At 76.1% G+C, this 19,131-nt stretch carries 4 protein-coding genes; all 4 read right to left on the reverse strand.

From position 1 onward, the window contains the following. Nucleotides 1–105: 105 nt before the first annotated feature. The 4 genes from ABZS58_RS39185 to ABZS58_RS39200 all read right to left on the reverse strand — a co-directional run bounded on the left by ABZS58_RS39185 (nucleotide 106) and on the right by ABZS58_RS39200 (nucleotide 19,011). Nucleotides 106–9,891 carry a type I polyketide synthase gene (locus tag ABZS58_RS39185; protein WP_354788641.1) on the reverse strand — a complete coding sequence of 3,262 codons (9,786 nt, stop codon included), beginning with the start codon at nucleotides 9,889–9,891 and terminating at the stop codon, nucleotides 106–108. A 138-nt stretch (nucleotides 9,892–10,029) separates the two neighbouring features. After that, nucleotides 10,030–10,239: an MbtH family protein gene (locus ABZS58_RS39190; RefSeq protein ID WP_354788642.1), complete on the reverse strand. Its 210-nt coding sequence runs from the start codon at nucleotides 10,237–10,239 to the stop codon at nucleotides 10,030–10,032. Nucleotides 10,240–10,274: 35 nt separating this feature from the next. After that, nucleotides 10,275–11,030 carry an alpha/beta fold hydrolase gene (locus tag ABZS58_RS39195; protein ID WP_354788644.1) on the reverse strand — a complete coding sequence of 252 codons (756 nt, stop codon included), beginning with the start codon at nucleotides 11,028–11,030 and terminating at the stop codon, nucleotides 10,275–10,277. Continuing rightward, entirely contained in the window at nucleotides 11,023–19,011 is a 7,989-nt protein-coding gene (locus tag ABZS58_RS39200; protein ID WP_354788646.1) for an amino acid adenylation domain-containing protein, read from the reverse strand. Before ABZS58_RS39200 ends, ABZS58_RS39195 begins: the two co-directional genes overlap by 8 nt. Nucleotides 19,012–19,131: the final 120 nt, after the last annotated feature.

The raw sequence follows: 19,131 nt of genomic DNA on the forward strand, positions 1-19,131 counted from the left end.
CGTGAGCACGCAACGATGGCCGGGACACCAGTCCCGGCCATCTGCGTGTGCGGCGGCAACGCGGTGTGCGGGCCGCACCCCGGCCGGGGTGCGGCCCGCACCGTGTCAGGTCAGGCCCAGCTCGCGGTCGATCAGGTCGAACATCTCGTCGTCGTCGGCCTCGGCCAGCCCGTCCCCGGCCGGCCCGTCCCCCGCCGGCCCGTCGTCCCAGCGGCGCAGCAGGCTGCGCAGCCGTTCGGCGACCTGCCGTCGCGTGCCCGGGTCGGCGTCCTCGGCGGGCAGCGCCGCGGCGAGGGCGTCCAGCGCCCGCAAGGGGTCGCCGCCCGCGTCCGGGACCAGCTCCGCGTTGAGGTGCCGGGCGAGCGCGGCCGGCGTCGGATGGTCGAACACCACCGTCACCGGCAGCCGCAGCCCCGTCACGGCGGTGAGCTTGTTGCGCAGGTCGACCGCCGTGAGGGAGTCGAAGCCGAGCTCGCGGAACGGCCGCTGCGCGGACACCGCGTCAGGGGTGGCGTGGCCAAGGGTGCCGGCGGCGTGGCTGCGGACCAGGTGCACCAGCTCCCGCTGCCGCTCGTCGTCGGCGAGGCCGAGCAGCCGCTGCGCCGGCTCGGGGCGCCCCGTCCCGGACTCCTCCAAGGCTGCCGACGCCGGTCGCGCCTCGGGCAGCTCGTCGAGCAGCGGGCGGTGCCGCGCCATCGAATACAGGGCACCGAACCGGGCCCAGTCGACCCGCGCCACCACGAGCGCCGCCTCGCCGTGCTCGACCGCGTCCCGCAGCGCCGCGACCGCGTGCCGCGGGTCCATGGCGAGCATCCCGTGCGAGGCGAGCCGGTCGGACTCGCCCGCGTCGACCATGCCGCCGGCCTCCCACGCGCCCCACGCCACGCACGTCGCCGCCTGGCCACGGTGCCGCCGGTGCCGGGCGAGCGCCTCCAGGTAGGCATTGCCCGCCGCGTACGCCGCCTGGCCGAGGTTGCCCCAGACGCCGGCGCCGGAGGAGAACATGACGAACGCGTCGAGCGGCACCGCTGCCAGCAGCGCGTCCAGGTGCATCGCCCCGGCGGCCTTCCCGCGCAGGACCGCGGCCATGTCCGTCAGCTCGGTGCCGGACAGTGGCCGCTCGTCGCCGGGCACCCCGGCCGCGTGCACGACCGCGGTGAGCGGCGAACCCGCCGGCAGCTCGGCCAGCAGCCGGCGGACCTGCTCCCGGTCGCCGACGTCGCAGGCCACCACGGTCGCCTCGGCGCCGAGCGCGGCGAGCTCCGCGACGAGCTCGGCGGCGCCGGGCGCCGCCATCCCGCGGCGGCTGGTCAGCACCAGTCGGGTCGCGCCGGCGCCGGCGAGCCAGCGGGCGACGTGCCCGCCCAGCGCCCCGGTGCCGCCCGTCACCAGCACCGTCCCGCGTGGACGCCACGGGCGGCGCGGACCGTCGGCGAGCGGGGCCCGGACCAGCCGCCGGCCGAAGACGCCGGCGGCGCGGACGGCGACCTGGTCCTCGTCGCCGATCCCGGCCAGCACGGCGCACAGCCGACCGGCCGCGGCGGCGTCCACTGTGGAGGGCAGGTCGACCAGGCCGCCCCAGCCGTCAGGGTCGTCGAGGCCGGCGACGATGCCCATGCCCCACACCTGCGCCTGGGCCGGGCGGTGCAGCACGTCACCGGCGCCGACGGAGACCGCCCCGCCGGTCGCGCACCACAGCTTCGCGCCGGTGCCGGCGTCGTGCAGCGCCTGCACCAGTCCGACGTTGCCGGCAAGGCCCGCCGGCAGCTCCGGCACCGTGCCGTGCGGCGACTCGTCCCAGGCCAGCAGCGACAGCACACCCTCGACCGGACCGTCCGCGCACGGGCGGAGCCGCTCGGCGATCCGGTCGCGGTCGGACTCACCCGCCGGGAGCCGAACGAGTTCCGCCGCCGCACCGTGGGCGGCGAGCGCGTCCAGCACCACGCCGGCGGGGCCGTCGACGCCGCCGTCCGCCGACTCGGCGGCCACCACCAGCCAGCGGCCGGTGAGCCTCGCCGGGGCGGGCTCGTCGAGGGCGTCCCACCGCACGGCGTAGCGCAGCTCGTCGACCGCGGCCCGCACCCGGGAGTCCTCGTGCCAGGTCCGCAGCGCGGGCAGGACCGCCGCGAGCGCGGCGGGATCGGCCGACGTGGCCCCCGCGAGACCGGTGACGTCGCCGCGGCGGACCGCGTCCCAGAACCGGTCGTCGGCGGGCGCGCCCGCGGCCGGGCCGGTGGGCGTCGCGTCGAGCCAGAACCGGCGCCGCTGGTAGGCGTACGTCGGCAGGTCCACGATGCGACGGCCGGTGCCGAGCAGCGGCGTGAGGTCCACCGCGCAGCCGCGCACGTGGAGCTCGGCGACGGAGCGGGCGAAGCGGTCCGGGCCGCCGTCGCCGCGGCGCAGCGACCCGACCACCACGTAGGCGCCGTCGGTGCTCGCGTCGGCGGTCTCCTGGACCGCCACCGTCAGCACCGGGTGCGGGCTGCACTCCACGAACGCCCGGTAACCGTCCTCGACCAGGCGCTGGACGCCGTCGGCGAAGCGGACCGTCTCCCGCAGATTGCGGAACCAGTAGCCGGCGTCCAGCTGCGGGCCGGCGAGCCACTCACCCGTCGCGGTCGACAGCATCGGCACCGTGCCGGGCACGCCACGGACCGGCGCGAGCGCCTCCAGCAGCGTGCCTTCGATGGACTCGACCTGCTCGGAGTGCGACGCGTAGTCGACGTCGACGAGCCGGGCCCGGATGCCGTCGGCGGTGCAGTCCGCCACGAACCGGTGCACGGCCCCGACCTCGCCGGCGACGACGACCGCCGTCGGCGCGTTGACGACGGCGACGCTGATCCGGCCTCCGTCGACACCGACGCCCGCGATGCGGTCCCGCACCGCCTCGACGGGCAGCGCGACGGACGCCATCGCGCCACTGCCGGCGAGGGTGACGATCGCCTTGCTGCGCTCCGCGACGACCCGGGCGGCGTCGGTGAGGCTGAGCATCCCGGCGACGCAGGCGGCGGCGATCTCACCCTGGGAGTGGCCGACGACCGCGTCGGGCCGCACACCGTGGGCACGCCACAGCGCCGCGAGGGAGACCATCACCGCCCACGACGCGGGCTGCACGACGTCGACCCGGTCCAGGCCGGGGGCGCCGTCCTCGCCGCGCAGGACCGCGCTCAGGGACCAGTCCACGAAGGACGCGAGGGCCTCCTCGCACGCCCGCACGGACGCGGCGAAGACCGGTGCGGTGTCGAGCAGTTCGGCCGCCATCCCGGCCCACTGCGCGCCCTGGCCGGGAAACACGAACACGACGCGGCCGTCGACGTCGGCGGTGCCCCGCACGACCGCCGGTCCGGTGGCGGGCTCCGCACCGGTCTCGAGGGCGGTGAGGCCCTCGGCGAGGTCGGCGCGGTCCCGGCCGAGGACGACGGCGCGCTGCGGCAGGGCGGCCCGGGTGGCCAGCAGCGACCACGCGACGTCGGCGAGATCCGCCGTGTCGTCGTCGGCGGCGTCGGCACTAGGTCCCGCCCCGCCGATCCGGGCCCGCAGCAGCGCTGCCTGCGCGGCGAGTGCCTGCGGTCCGTGCGCGGACAGCGCCAGCGGCACCGGCCCGGAGACCGCCGTCCGCCCGGCGGCGGGCTCAGCGTCGGGCCCGGTGGCCGCCAGCGGCTCTTCGAGGATCACGTGGGCGTTGGTGCCGCTGATGCCGAACGACGACACCCCGGCGCGGCGCGGCCGCTCACCCGCCGGCCACGGCCGGGCCCGCGTGAGCAGCCGCACGGCCCCGGACGACCAGTCGATGTGCGGGGACGGCTCGTCGGCGTGCAGCGTCCTGGGCAGCGTGCCGTGCTCCATCGCCAGGACCATCTTGATGACGCCGCCGATGCCGGCCGCGGTCTGCGTGTGCCCGATGTTCGACTTCAGCGACCCGAGCCACAGGGGCGTGGCGCGGTCCTGCCCGTAGGTGGCGAGGATCGCCTGCGCCTCGATCGGGTCGCCGAGCAGGGTGCCGGTGCCGTGCCCCTCGACCGCGTCCACTTCGGACGGCGCGAGGCCCGCGGCGGCGAGCGCGGTGCGGATCACCCGCTGCTGCGACGGGCCGTTGGGCGCGGTCAGCCCGTTGGAGGCGCCGTCCTGGTTGACCGCGGTGCCGCGCACGACGGCGAGGACCCGGTGGCCGTTGGCGCGGGCGCCCGACAGCCGCTCCAGCATCACCATGCCGGCGCCCTCGGACAGGCCGAAGCCGTCGGCGCCGGCGCCGAACGCCTTGCAGCGGCCGTCGCGCGCGAGGCCTCGCTGGCGGCTGAACCCGACGAACTGCGACGGCGTCGACATCACCATCGCGGCCCCGGCGAGGGCGAGGTCGCACTCGCCGCGGCGCAGCGACTCCACCGCGAGGTGCAGCGCGACCAGCGACGACGAGCACGCGGTGTCGACGGTGACCGCCGGGCCCTCCAGACCCAGCACGTAGGAGACCCGGCCGGACGCGACACTCGACGCGCCGCCGGTGACGAGGTACCCCTCGATGCCCTCGGCACCGGACCGCAGCCGGGAGCCGTACGCCTGGTCGGCCATGCCGACGAAGACCCCGGTGCGGCTGTTGCGCAGCGACGTCGGGGCGATCCGGGCGTGTTCGCACGTGTCCCAGGCGACCTCGAGCAGCAGCCGCTGCTGCGGGTCCATGGCGACGGCCTCCCGCGGGCTGATCCCGAACGCCTCCGGGTCGAAGTCGGCGGCGTCGTAGAGGAAGCCGCCGTGCCGCACGTACGTGGTGCCGGCACGGTCCGGGTCCGGGTCGTAGAGGCCGGCGAGGTCCCACCCGCGGTCCGCCGGCATCGCGCCGACCGCGTCGACCTCGCCCTCGACCAGCCGCCACAGGTCCCCGGGGTTGCGGACGCCGCCGGGGTACCGGCAGCCGATCCCGACGATGACGATCGGGTCGCCACGGTCGACGGCCGCGACGGGCGCGACGACCGGCGCCTCCGGTGCCTCGCCGGACAGCTCGGCGCGCAGGAACCGGGCCAGGTGCGCGGGCGTCGGGTGGTCGAACACGGCGGTCGCCGGCAGCCGCAGCCCGGTCGCCTTGTTGAGCCCGTTGCGCAGCTCGACCGCCGACAGCGAGTCGAAGCCGAGCTCCATGAACGCCCGCGACGACTCGACGGTCGCCGTGGACGCGTGCCCGAGGACCCGGGCGACCTGCCCGCGCACCAGGTCGAGCAGGACCCGGTCACGGTCGGCGGGGCCGAGCCCGGCGAGGCTGCGGGCGAGTTCGCCGCCGTGTTCGGCAGCGCCCGCCGCCGCCGGCTCGGGTGCGGCTTCGAGCAGGCGGCGGGTCTCGGGCAGCGCGCCGATGAGCGGGCTCGGCCGGGCACTGCCGAAGACGGCGGCGAAGCGCTCCCAGTCGACGTCGGCGACCGCGACCGTGGTGTCGTCGTGGTCGAGGACCTGCTGCAGGGCGTGCATCGACGGCTCGGGGTCGATCAGCGGGACGCCCCGGCGGCGCAGCGTGTCGGCGAGGGAGTCGGCGATCATGCCGCCGCCGGCCCACGGCCCCCACGCGACCGAGTGCGCCGGGACGCCGTCGGCACGCTGCTGCTCGGCGAGCGCGTCGAGGTGGGCGTTCGCCGCCGCGTAGGCGCCGTGGTCGCCGACGCCCCAGACGGCCGCGATGGAGGAGAAGTAGACGACGGCGTCGAGGGTGGACCGGTCCAGGAGCTCGTCGAGGTGCAGGGCCCCGGCGACCTTCCCCGCGGCGACGGTGGCCATCCCGCCGGCGGTCAGGTCCGGCAGTGCGGCGAGGTCGGCGATGCCGGCGGTGTGCATGACCGCGGTGATCGGCTCACCCCGCCCGGCGCAGTCGGCGACGAGCGCCGCGACGGCGGCTCGGTCGGCGACGTCGCAGGCGACGACGGCTGCCTCGGCGCCGGCCGCGGCGAGCTCCGCGACGAGCGCGGCCGCCCCGGGCGCCTCCGCACCGCGGCGGCTGGTGAGCACCAGGCGGCGGGCGCCGCCGGCGGCGAGCCACCGGGCGACGTGCCCACCCAGCGCACCGGTGCCGCCGGTGACCAGGACAGTCCCGGACGGCCGCCAGGTGCGGGCGGGTGCGGTGGAGCCGGTCCCGGCGTGCACGAGCCGCCGCCCGAACACTGCGGTGGCCCGGACCGCGACCTGGTCCTCCCCCTCCAGCCCGCCGAGCACCGCGCACAGCCTGGCTCCCGCGCGGGCGTCGAGGCCGGTCGCCGGCAGGTCGATGAGCCCGCCCCAGGTGCGCGGGTACTCCAGCGCCGCGACCCGGCCGAGACCCCACGTCTGCGCCTGGGCGGGCGCGGCGAGACGCTCGCCGTCGACGGCCACCGCGCCGCGGGTCACGCACCACAGCGGCGCGGTGACGCCGAGGTCGTCGAGGGCCTGGATGAGCAGCAGGTTGCCGGTCGCGCCGGCGGGCACGCCGGCGTCCAGGCGTTCGTCGGTGCCGAGCAGCGACAGCACCCCGGCGACGGGGACGTCGACGGACAGCGCGTCGCGCAGCAGGCCGGACAGCGCCGAGCGGTCGGTGCCGGCCGGGTCAACGGCGAGCGTGCGCACCGTCGCACCGTGCGCGGTCAGGGCCGCGATGACCGGCCCCGGCACCGTCTCCGGGTCCGGATGGACGATCAACCACTCGCCGGTGAGCGTGACCTCCTGCGGCTCGGGCAGGGCGTCCCAGCGGATCTTGTACCGCCACCCGTCGACGAGACCGCGGACGGCGCGGTGCTCGTGCCAGGTGCGCAGGGCGGGCAGCACGGCGGCGACCGCTTCGGCGTCGGCGGACAGGACGCCGGCGAGACCGGCCGCGTCGGACTGCTCGACGGCGGCCCAGAATTCGCCGTCGACGGTCGGCCCGGTCGCGGCGAGCGCGGCGTCCTCCAGCAGCGGGGCCTCGAGCCAGAAGCGCTGCCGCTGGAACGCGTACGTGGGCAGGGCGACGGTCCGCCGGTCGGGGCCGAAGACGCCGGTCCAGTCGACGGCCGCGCCGTGCGCGTAGGCGGCGCCGAGCGAGGCGAGGAACCGGTCCCGGCCGCCGTCGTCGCGGCGCAGCGTGCCGGTGACGAACGCGTCCCCGGCCAGGTCCTCCAGGGTCTCCTGGATCCCGACGGTCAGCACCGGGTGGGCGCTGACCTCGATGAACGTCGTCACGCCGGCGTCGGTGAGGGCACGGACGGCGTCGGCGAACTCGACGCTGTGGCGCAGGTTGCGGTACCAGTAGTCCGCGCCGCCGACGGTGACGCCGCTCAGGTCGGCGCCGACCGTGGAGTGCATCGGCACGGCGGCCGGCCGCGGCGCGACGGGGGCGAGCAGCTCCAGGAGCCGGTCGCGGATCGCCTCGACCTGCACCCCGTGGGAGGCGTAGTCGACGTCGACGCGCTTGGTGCGTACACCCGCCGCCGCACACACCGCGGTGAACTCGTCGAGGGCGCCGGGCTCGCCGGACACCACGGCGGACGTGGTGCCGTTGACGGCCGCGACGCCGAGCCGGCCGTCCCATTCGGCGATCCGCTGCGCGACCTCGGCCGCGGGCAGCGCCACCGACAGCATCCCGCCCTTGCCGGCGAGGGCGGACAGCGCCTGACTGCGCAGCACCACGACGCGGGCGGCGTCGTCGAGGGAGAGGATGCCGGCGACGTGCGCGGCGGCGATCTCGCCCTGGGAGTGCCCGACGACGACGTCGGGTCCGACGCCGGCGGCGCGCCACATCCCGGCCAGGGACACCATGACCGCGAACAGGACCGGCTGGACCACGTCGACGCGGCTCAGCGGGGCGGCGTCCGGTTCGCCGCGCAGGACGGCGGTCAGCGACCAGTCGGTGTACGGCGCGAACGCCGCCTCGCACCGGGCGATCGACGCCGCGAACCCGGGATCGGTGTCCAGCAGCCGCACGGCCATGCCGGCCCACTGCGAACCCTGCCCGGGGAAGACGAACGCGACCTTCCCGCCGGGCCGGGCGAGCGCGCCGGGCGCGGTCCCGTCGGCGACCCGCAGCAGCTGCGCTCGGACGGTCTCGTGGTCGGCGCCGACGACGACGGCGCGGTGCGACAGCGCGGCCCGGGTGCTGACGAGCGACCAGCCGACGGCGGCGAGGTCGTGCTCGTCGAGGAACCCGGCGAGGCGGGCGGCCTGGGCGCGCAGCGCCGCTTCGCCCCTGCCGGACACCACGATCGGCACCGGCGCCGCCCCGGCCGGCGACGAGGCCCCGGGCGCGGACGCGTCGGTGTCCTCGGGCGCGGGGGCTTCGAGGACGACGTGGGCGTTGGTGCCGGAGACGCCGAACGACGACACGGCGGCGCGGCGCGGGCGGCCCGTCTCCGGCCAGGCGACCGCCTCGCGGAGCAGCGCGACGTTGCCGCTCGCCCAGTCGACGTGGGTGGAGGGCGCCGAGACGTGCAGGGTCTGCGGGAGCACGCCGTGGTGCATGGCGAGGATCATCTTGATGACCCCGCCGACGCCGGCCGCGGCCTGCGTGTGCCCGACGTTCGACTTCAGCGAGCCCAGCCACAGCGGGTCACCGTCGCGGTCCCGGCCGTAGGTGGCGAGGATGGCCTGCGCCTCGATCGGGTCGCCGAGGGCGGTGCCGGTGCCGTGCGCCTCGACGGCGTCCACATCGGACGGTCCGAGACCGGCGTCGGCGAGCGCCGCGCGGATGACCCGCTGCTGCGCCGGGCCGTTCGGGGCCGTCAGACCGTTGGACGCGCCGTCCTGGTTGAGCGCGGAGCCACGCACGACGGCGAGGACCCGGTGGCCGCGGGCCCGGGCGGTGGACAGCCGCTCCAGGACGAGCATGCCGGCGCCCTCGCCCCAGCCGGTGCCGTCGGCGTCGTCGGAGAACGCCTTGCAGCGACCGTCGAGCGACAGCCCCCGCTTGCGGCTGAACTCCATCAGGACACCCGGCGTCGACATGACCGTGACACCGCCGACGAGGGCGAGTTCGCACTCGCCGCCGCGCAGCGCCCGGGTCGCCAGGTGCAGCGCGACCAGCGAGGACGAGCAGGCGGTGTCGACGGTGACGGCCTGCCCCTCAAGGCCCAGGGTGTAGGCGACCCGGCCGGACGCGACGCTGGTGAGACTGCCGGTCAGCAGGTAGCCGTGCATGCCGTCGGCAGGGCGGTGCAGCGCCGGGCCGTAGTGGGTGTAGGGCACGCCGACGTAGACGCCGCCGGGGCGGCCGGCCACCGACGGCGGGTCGATGCGGGCCGATTCGAGGGCCTCCCAGGCGACCTCGAGCAGCAGCCGCTGCTGCGGGTCCATGCCGAGCGCCTCGCGCGGGCTGATCCCGAAGAACGCGGGGTCGAACTGGGCGGCGTCGTGCAGGAACGAGCCGTGCCGGGTGCAGCACCTGCCGACTGCGTCCGGGTCGGGGTCGTAGAGGTCGGTCCGCCAGCCGCGGTCGGTGGGGAACGTGGTGACGGCGTCCGATCCGTCGGCGACGAGCCGCCACAGGGCTTCCGGTGTGTCGACGCCGCCCGCGTACCGGCAGCTCATGCCGACGATCACGACCGGGTCGTCGACCGCCGCATGCGCCTCGGTCACCGCGACCTGGACGTCGGCGTCCGGGCCGAGCAGCTCGTCGCGCAGGAACCGGGCGACGGCGTTGGGCGTCGGGTAGTCGAACAGCAGGGTCGCGGGGATGCGCACCCCGGTGGCGGCGGCCAGCTCCTCCCGCAGTTGGGTGCCGATCGCGCGGTACACGCCGAGCTGCCGGAACGCGAGACCGGTGTCGACGGGGCCGGGCTTGCCGGTGGCGGCGACGACCGCGGTCCGGACCACGTCGAGCAGCACCCGGTCCCGGTCGGCGTCGCCGGCCGCGAGCAGCCGCGCGAGCAACCCGTCCCGGGCTTCGGAGGATGGACCGTCGAGGGAAGCCATGGGCTGCACCGCCTTCGTCAGAGGTGCCCTGAGCCTCCGGCGGCGGACCGCGGACGGACCGGGCGTGAGCGGGGAAATCGAGTATCACGTGGGTCCGCCGCGGCCCGGGCGGGCCGCGGCGGATCTCTAGCAGAACGCTTAGACGCTCTGGTGCTCCATCGCGCGGCGCAGGCTCAGCGGGCGCATGTCGGTCCAGACCTCGCTGACGTGGGCGAGGCACTCGTCCTTGGTGCCGGCGAACCCAGCGTCCCGCCAGCCGGCGGGCACGTCGCGGCCGTCGGCCCAGATCGAGTACTGCTCCTCGTCGTTGACCACCACGCTGTAGCGGCGGCTGTCGTCGTCGGCCATGTCGGTGTCCTCTCGAAAGCGAAACTGGGTGGCACTCAGCGCACGCCGAGCTCGTCGGCGAGCCGGCCGGTGACGAGCTCGGCGTGGCTCAGGACGGCGAAGTGGTCGCCGGGCAGGACCCGCCGGTCGAAGCGGCCGGAGGTCACCGCCGCCCAGCCGTCGACGTCCTCGGGGCTGGACACGGTGTCGCCGTCGCCGACGTAGGCGCTGATCGGGCAGGTGAGCGGCGGCCCCGGTTTGGGGAGGTACCCCTCGACCATCGCCATGTCGGCGCGCAGCACGGGCAGGTAGACCTCGGCGATCTGCGGGTCGTCGAGCACCTGGGCGGGGATGCCGCCGTGCCGGGCCTGCATCGCCCGGCCGAACTCGAGGTCCGGCAGGTGGCTGAGGTGCGGCATGCGGGCGGCGCCGCCGGGCGGTTTCGCGCCGGCGACCACCAGCCGCGTCGGGGACAGCAGGTACCGCCCGCGCAGGTGCCGGGCCAGCTCGTAGGCGATGAGCGCGCCCATGCTGTTGCCCAGCAACGCGAACGGCACGTCCAGCGCGGGCAGCAGCGCCGCGGCGAGGTTCGGGACGAGGTCGGTGACGCCGGTCGGCAGCGGCTCGCCGAAGCGGGACTCGCGGCCGGGCAGCTGGACCGGGCACACCTCCAGCCCGTACGGCAGCTGCCGCTGCCACGTCCGGAACGCGGAGGCGGCGCCGCCGGCGTGCGGGAAGCAGAACACCCGCAGCACGGTGCCGGTGGCGCGCCGCCGGTTGGGCAGCCAGGGATTGGGCCTGAGGTCACTCACCAGCGGTCACCGTCTTCGCAGAAGCATCGCGGGGGTCGCGGACATCGAGGGGGCGGCAGCACCGGGTCTCCGGGTCGGCGACGACCTCGGCGAGCAGCGCCGCGTACTGGTCGGCGAGCCGCCGCACGGTCGCGTCGTCGAACAGGTCCGCGCTGTATTCGAGCAGGCCGTCGACGCCGAGGCAGGCGCCGTCGGGGCCGATGCGTTCGCGCAGCATCAGGTTGAGGTCGAACTTGGCGGTCGTCGACGTCGTCGGCTCGATCCGCATCCGCAGGCCGGGCAGCTCCAGCGCGTCGCGGTCGGTGTCGTCGGCGACGATCATCACCTGGAACAGCGGGTGCCGGGAGCTGGACCGGGCCGGGTTCAGCGCCCGCACCAGGTGGTCGAAGGGCACGTCCTGGTTGGCGTAGGCGTCGAGGTCGGCGTCGCGGACCCGGCCGAGCAGGTCGGCGAAGGCCGGGTCGCCGGACGTGTCGGTGCGCAGCACGACCGTGTTGACGAAGAAGCCGACGAGGTCGTCGAGCGCCGGGTCGGTCCGACCCGCGGCCGGAGTGCCCATGGGGATGTCCGTGCCGGCGCCGGCGCGGGTGAGCAGCGCCGCGAACGCCGCCTGGGCGACCATGAACGTGCTGGCCCGGTGGCCGCGGGCGAGGACGGCCATGCCGTCGTGGACCCCCGCCGGGACGGTGAAGCGGACTCCCCCGCCTGCGGACGTCGGCGCGGCGGGGCGGGGCCGGTCGAACGGCAGCGCCAGCTCCGCCGGCACCTTCGCCAGCGCCCGCCGCCAGTAGGCGGTCTGCCGGGACAGCAGGCTGCGGGCGTCGCGGGCGCTGCCCAGCAGCCGCTGCTGCCACAGGGTGTAGTCGGCGTACTGGGCGGTCAGCGGCTCCCACCGGACCCGGTCGCCGGCGACCCTGGCGGCGTAGGCGCGGGCGAGGTCGGTGGCGAGCGGCACCATCGACCAGCCGTCGCAGGCGATGTGGTGCAGGACCACGCTCAGCACGTGCTCGTCGGGTCCGGCGGACAGCAGCCACGCCCGCACCGGCAGGTCGTCCTCCAGCCGGAACGCGGTGTCGACGGCGGCGGCGAGCGCCCCGGCGAGGCTCTGCCCGGAGCCCGGGCCGCAGTCGACGACGGTCAGGTCGGGGCGCGCCTCGGCGGCGGGCACGATCCGCTGCGCGGCGACCCCGTCGACCTCGATGACCGTGGTCCGCAGGCTCTCGTGCCGGCCGACGACGTCGCGCAGCGCCCCGGCGATCGCCTCGACGTCCAGGGCGCCGGTGAGCCGGATCGTCAGCGGCACGTTGTAGGTGGCGCTCGGGCCGGTCAGCCGGTACAGGAACCAGAGCCGCTGCTGGGCGAACGACAGCGGCACGACGTCGGGCCGCGGCCCGGGGACCAGCGGCGGGCGGACGCTGCCGGCGGCGCCGTCGACGTACGCCGCGAGCCCGGCGGGGGTCGGCGCCTCGAACACGGCCCGGACCGGGACCTCCACGCCGGACTCGGCGCGCAGCCGGGCGACGAGCCGGGTGGCGAGCATCGAGTGGCCGCCGAGGGCGAAGAAGTCGTCCTCGACGCCGATGCCGGGCCGGGCCAGGACGTCCTCCCACAGCCGCAGCATCGCGGCCTCGGCTGTGGTGCGCGGCGCCACGTACGTGGTGACGACCGCCTGCAGCGGCACGGTGGCCAGGGTCCGCTCGTCGGTCTTGCCGCTGGCCAGCAGCGGCAGCGCGGGCATCGGCACCAGCCGGGTCGGGACCATCGCCGCGGGCAGCACCGCCCGCAGCCGCTTGAGCACCCCGGCGGTGGCCGGCGCCGGGGCATCGCCGTGCGCGACGAACCCGACGAGGGTCGGCTCACCGTCGACCGCGCGGACGAGCACCGCCGCGTCGAGGACCCCGGGCACGTCGAGCAGCGCGGCGGTGACCTCGCCGAGCTCGATGCGGACCCCGCGGAGCTTCACCTGCGTGTCGACGCGGCGCAGGAACAGCAGTTCGCCGTCGTCGCTCCAGCGGACCAGGTCCCCGGTGCGGTACAGCCGGCCGCCGGGCGGCCCGAACGGGTCGGGGATGAACGCGGCGGCGGTGAGGTCGGGCCGGTCGAGGTAGCCGTGGGCGAGCCCGCCGCCGGCGAGGTGCAGCTGGCCGGCCGCGCCGGGCGGGACCGGGCGCAGCCGCTCGTCCAGGACGTACGCGCGGGTGTTGGCGACCGGCCGGCCGATCGGGATCCGGGCCGGCACGGCGCCGCGGCGGGCCCGCCAGGACGTGGCCTCGACCGCCGCCTCGGTCGGCCCGTACAGGTTGACCAGCTCCAGGTCGAGGACGTCCAGGCAGCGGGCGGCGAGCTCGGCGGACAGCTTCTCCCCGCCGCAGAGGATGTGGCGCAGGGTCGTACACCTGCCGGCGTCGATGACGTCGAGGAACTGCCGCATCGTCGTCGGGACGAACCGCACCGACGTGACCGCGAACCGTTCGACGGTCCGGGCGATGTATTCGGGGTCGCGGTAGCCGTCGGGTTCGGCGAGGACGAGGGTGGCGCCGGCGGCGAGCGTGGCGAACAGTTCCAGCAGCGACGGGTCGAAGGTGATCGGCGTCTTGAACAGCACCCGGTCGGCGGCGGTGACGAGGCCCTCGTCGAGGTACCAGCGCAGGGTGTTCAGGATCGCCTGGTGCGGCACGAGGATGCCCTTGGGCCGTCCGGTGGAGCCGGACGTGAACAGCAGGTACGCCGCGTCGCCGGGCAGCGGCGCGGCGCCCGCGGGCAGGGTCCCCGCGTCGCTGTCCTCGTCGATCATCGCGATCCGCACGTCGGGCAGCAGGTGGCGATGCGCGGCATCGGTCACCACGACCGCGGGCCGGGCGTCCTGCAGCAGTTGCGCGATGCGGGCCTTGGGGGCGTCGAGGTCGACGGGCATGAACGCCGCCCCGGCCTTGCCGGCGGCGAACGCGGCGGCGACGAGCCCGGCGCCGCGGGGCACGGCCAGGGCGACCAGGCCGTCGCGTCCCGCGCCGAGGGCGTGCAGGCGGGCGGCGAGCCGGGTCGCCCACGCGTCCAGCTCGGCGTAGGTGACCGGTCCGTCCGCGCCGTCGAGGGCGACGGCGTCCGGGGTCCGCCGGGCCTGCGCCTCGACCAGCGCCGGCAGCGTCTGCGGCCCGTCGGGGGCGGGAGCCGGCAGGGTCCTTCCGGCGGGCCAGGTGTGCAGGACGAGGTCGCGTTCGGTGTCGTCCATGACGTCGAGGTCGGCGCAGCGCACGTCCGGGTCGGCGGCCACGGCGGCGAGGACCCGCAGCAGGCGGGTGGTGAGCCGCTCCGCGTCCGCGGGCTCGAAGCGGTCGGTGCGGTAGCGCAGGTCGGCGCGGATGCCGGCGCACCCGCCGTCGGCGGTGAACCGCTCCCGCAGCACCAGCACCAGGTCGAACGTCGAGGTCGTCGCGGCGACGGGCTCCTCGGCGATCCGCAGCCCGGGCAGCTCCGCGTGGACCTGTTCGGTGCCGTCGGCGACCAGCATCACCTGGAAGAACGGGCTGCGGCCCTCGACGCGGGGCGGGTTGAGCGCGAGGACGAGGTGCTCGAACGGCACGTCCTGGTTGGCGTACGCGGCGAGGTCGGTGTCGCGGACCCGGTCGAGCAGCTCCCGGAACGTGGGGTCGCCCGACGTGTCGGTGCGCAGCACCAGGGTGTTGACGAAGAACCCGACGAGGTCGTCGAGGGCCTCGTCGAGGCGGCCGGCGACGGGGCTGCCGATGGGGATGTCGGTGCCGGCGCCGAGGTTCGTGAGCAGTGCGGCGAGGGCGGCCTGCACGACCATGAAGACGCTGCCGCGACCGGTTCTGGCCAGCCGCGCGAGGGCGGTGTGCAGCGCGGGCCCGACGGTGAAGCGCACGTCGGCGCCGTCGGCCTCGCCGGTCCCGCCGGTGCCGCTGCCGGGCAGTTCGAGGGCGTCGGGGGCGCCGGCCAGGGCGTCCCGCCAGTGGGCGACCTGCCGGCTCAGGACGCTGCCGGGGTCGGTCTCGGCGCCGAGAAGCCGCTGCTGCCAGAGGGTGTAGTCGGCGTACTGCACCGGCAGCGGCGCCCACGACGGTGGGTTGCCGTCGCGCCGGGCGGCGTAGGCGGTGGTGAGGTCGCGGGCCAGCGGCGCCACCGACCAGGCGTCGGCGGCGATGTGGTGCAGCACCGCCACGACGACATGCTCGTCGGTGCCGAGCGCGAACAGGTGCACCCGCAGCGGCAGGTCGGTGGTGAGGTCGAACGGCGCGCCCGCCGCGGCGGAAACGGCGGCCGGCAGGTCGCCCGGGTGGACGGACGAGGTCAGGAACGGGATCCGCACCGTGGCGGCGGACGCGACCTGCTGCACCGCGGTCCCGGCGACGGTGCGCACCGTCGTGCGCAGCGACTCGTGGCGGGTGACCACGTCGTGGAACGCGTCCCGCAGCGCGTCGCGGTCCAGGGGGCCGGTCAGGCGCAGCGCGAGGGGGATGTTGTACGTGGCGGCGGGCCCCTCGAACTCGTGCAGGAACCACAGCCGCTGCTGCGCCGGTGACAGCGTCACGGCCGCCGGGCGGTCGGCGGCGGCGGTCAGCGCGGGCCGGGTCGCGGCCGGCATCGCGCCGGCTCCGGCGTCCCCGCCGGTTTCGAGGCCCGTTCCGAGGCTGGTTTCGAGGCTGTGGGCGATGGCGGCGATCGTCGGGGTCTCGAACAGCGCCCGGAGGCTCAGCTCCAGGCCCAGCGCGGTGCGGACCCGGCTGACCAGCCGCGTGGCGAGCAGCGAGTGCCCGCCGAGGGCGAAGAAGTCGTCCTCGACGCCGATCCGCTCCCGGTCGAACACGTCGGACCACACGCCGGCGAGCCGCCGCTCCAGGTCGGTGCGGGGCGCGACGTAGGCGCGGCGGGCGATCTGGACGCCGTCGGTGCCGCGGGCCAGCAGCGCGGCCCGGTCGACCTTGCCGTTGCGGCTGACGGGCAGCGCGGCGTGCAGCACGTAGCCGTCGGGGACCATGTACCGCGGCAGCCGCCCGCCGAGCCGCTCGTGCCAGTCGGCGAGCTGCCCCTCCCCGGACGCACCGGACGCACCGGGTCCGCCGGGCCCGCCGGTGGCGACGTGCGCGACGAGGCGGTCGTCGCCGTCGGTGTCGCCGCGGTGCGGCAGGACGACGACCTCTGCGGCGCCGGTGACCGCGCGCAGCGCCGCCTCGACCTCGCCGAGCTCGATCCGGTAGCCGCGGATCTTCACCTGGTGGTCGCGGCGGCCGAGGTATTCGATGGTGAGCCCGTCCCCGCGGCGGCGGTAGCGGGCGAGGTCGCCGGTGCGGTACAGCCGGGCGCCGGGCACGCTCGCGTGCGGGTGCGGGACGAACGCCGCCGCGGTGAGGTCCGGCCGGCTGGCGTAGCCGCGGGCGAGGGCGCCGCCGACGTACAGCATGCCGGGCACGCCGGCGGGCACGGGCCGCAGGTCGTCGTCGAGCACGTACGCCTCGGCGTTCGGGTACGGCCCGCCGATGAGGCACAGCGCACCGCTGTCCTCGGCCCGGTCGTGGATGAGGTAGGTGCTGTCGATGGTGGCCTCGGTCAGGCCGTAGGAGTTGACGACCTCACCACTGGGGCCGAGCAGCTCCCGCAGCCGGACGAGGTCGTCGGCGTGCACCAGGTCGGAGCCGACGATCAGCGTCCGCAGCCCGTCGAGGCGGGCGCCGGTCGCGGCGGCGTGGTCGGCGAGGCGCCGGGCCACGAGGGGCACGAACTCGGCGCAGTCGACGGCTTCCCGCCGCAGCAGCGCGAGGAGGTGCTCCGGTTGCAGCAGCAGGTCGCGAGGGCACAGCACGAGCCGGGCGCCGTTGCACAGGGCGCGGACGAGGTCGCCGACGAAGACGTCGAAGCCGAAGTTGGCCATCTGCAGCACCGACGTGACCCGGCCCGGCAGCCGGTAGGCCTGGTCCCAGCCCTGCTGCACGGCCAGCAGCGCGTCGTCGGTGACCATGACGCCCTTGGGCCGGCCGGTCGACCCGGACGTGTAGATGACGTACGCGAGCCCGCCGGGGAGCCTTCTCAGGGGCGCGACATCGTCGGCTTCTCCGCCGGCTTCAAGGCGGTCCAGGCACACGCTGGTGCCGTCGAACTGTGCCGCCAGGGCGTCGGTGGTGACCGCGATCCGTACCCCGGCGTCGGCGACGACCGCGGCGCGGCGGGCCGCCGGCTGGTCCGGGTCGAGGGCGACGAACGCCGCCCCGGCCTTCCACACGCCGAGGACCGCGACGACCAGGTCGGCGCCGCGGGGCAGGAACACGCCGACGCGGTCCTCCGCCCCCACGCCTTCCCCGCGCAGCCGCGAGGCGAGCGCCGCCGCGCGGGTGTTCAGGTCCTCATAGGACAGTCGCTCGCCGCCGTGCACGACCGCGGTCGCCGCCGGGGTCGCCGCGGCCCGCGCCTCGAACAGCTCCAGGACATTGCGGGCGGCGACCGGCGGCGTCACGGCACCGCGCCCGGCGGCGAGCAGCTCCCGGCGCTGTGCAGGCGGGGTCAGTTCCAGGCCGTCGACGCGGTCGCCGGGCCGGGCGGTCAGGCCGCGCAGCACGTGCTCGTACATGGCCGCGAAGCCGTGCACGGTCCTGGCGTCGAACAGGGCGGTGTCGTATTCGAAGATGACGGTGAGGTCGCGGTCGACGACGAGCATGTCGACGAACAGGTCGACCTTCGCAACCGCCGCGGGCGGGGTCACGATGGAGGCGTGCAGCCCGGCCGGGTGCGGCACGGCCCGGGCCCGGTCGAGGTTGAAGAACGTCCGCAGCAGCGGCCCCGGCTCGGCGCCGCCGGTCCCGCCGCTTTCGCCGCGCAGCAGCTCGATGCTGAAGTCCGGGTGGCTGTAGGCACCGACGAGTGCCTGCTGCACGGCCCGGACCTGCTCGGCGAAGGTGGCGGCGCCGTCCCGGGCCAGCCGGATCGGCAGCACGGTGTTGCAGTGCCCGACGAGCACGTCCGCGCCGGGATGGTCGCGCTGCGCCACGGGGATGCCGACGACGATGTCGTCCTCGCCGGTGAGCCGGTGCAGCAGGTGCGCGTACGCGGCGAACAGCACCGTGAACAGCGTCGTGCGCAGCTCCTTGGCCCGCGCGGCGGCGAGGTCGGCGACCGCGGGGTCCAGGGCCAGGTCGAGGCGGGCGGCCCGGCCGGCGCCGCGGGCGGGCCGGGGCCGGTCCAGCGGCAGCTGCAGCACCGGCCGCGGCCCGCGGAACCGTTCGGTCCAGTACGACGCCGCCGCCTGCCCGGCCGGGCCCTCGCGGCGGGCCGCCTGGCGGGCGACGTGGTCACGGTAGGCCGGAGCGGGCACCAGTCCCGCTGAGACGCCGGTGCGCTGCTGCTCGTACAGGCGCAGCAGCTCGTCGAGGATGACCACGAACGACCATCCGTCCACGACGCTGTGGTGGACGAGCAGGTGCAGCTGATGGTGCCCGGGTCCGAGGCGCAGCAGGGCGGCGCGCAGCAGCGGCCCTCGCGTCAGGTCGAACGTCTCCTGCACCCGTCCTTCGAGCCACTCGGTGCGTCCTGCGCGCCCTGTGTCTCCCGTGCGTCCTGTGTGGACGTCGACGACGGGCAGGTCGACCGGCGTGTGCGGGAGCACCCGCTGCGAGGAGCCGTCGGCGGCGAAGACGGTGCGGAGGCTGTCGTGCCGCGCCACCACCGTGTCCAGCGCGTGCCGCAGCGTCCCGGGGTCGAGCGGCCCGGCCAGGTCCAGCAGCACGGTCTCGTTGTAGGCCCGCGAGGACGCGTCGCCGAGCTGGTCGAGGAACCAGATCTCCCGCTGCGTCGACGACAGCGGATACGGCTCCCCGTTCGTCGGCGGCGGCTCGTGCACCACCGGCGCCACCGTCTCGGATCCGGTCTCGCTGATCAGCGCGTACACGTGGGCCATGACCCTCGCGTGCACGTCCAGCAGCCGCTCGACCGATGCTTCCAGCTCCAACTGCGTCGTGTCGTCCGTCGGCCGCACAGGTCCCCCGTCTCGATGGTGCCCGCGACTGACCGTAGGCGGCAGGTCCTAGCACAATCCTCAAACTTCACCGTCCGTGCCGATGTCCTGCGGCTCCTAACAAACTCACTAGTCGCGGTC

Origin of the sequence: Dactylosporangium sp. NPDC005555, from assembly GCF_040605635.1 — a bacterium.
Classification (GTDB): domain Bacteria; phylum Actinomycetota; class Actinomycetes; order Mycobacteriales; family Micromonosporaceae; genus Dactylosporangium.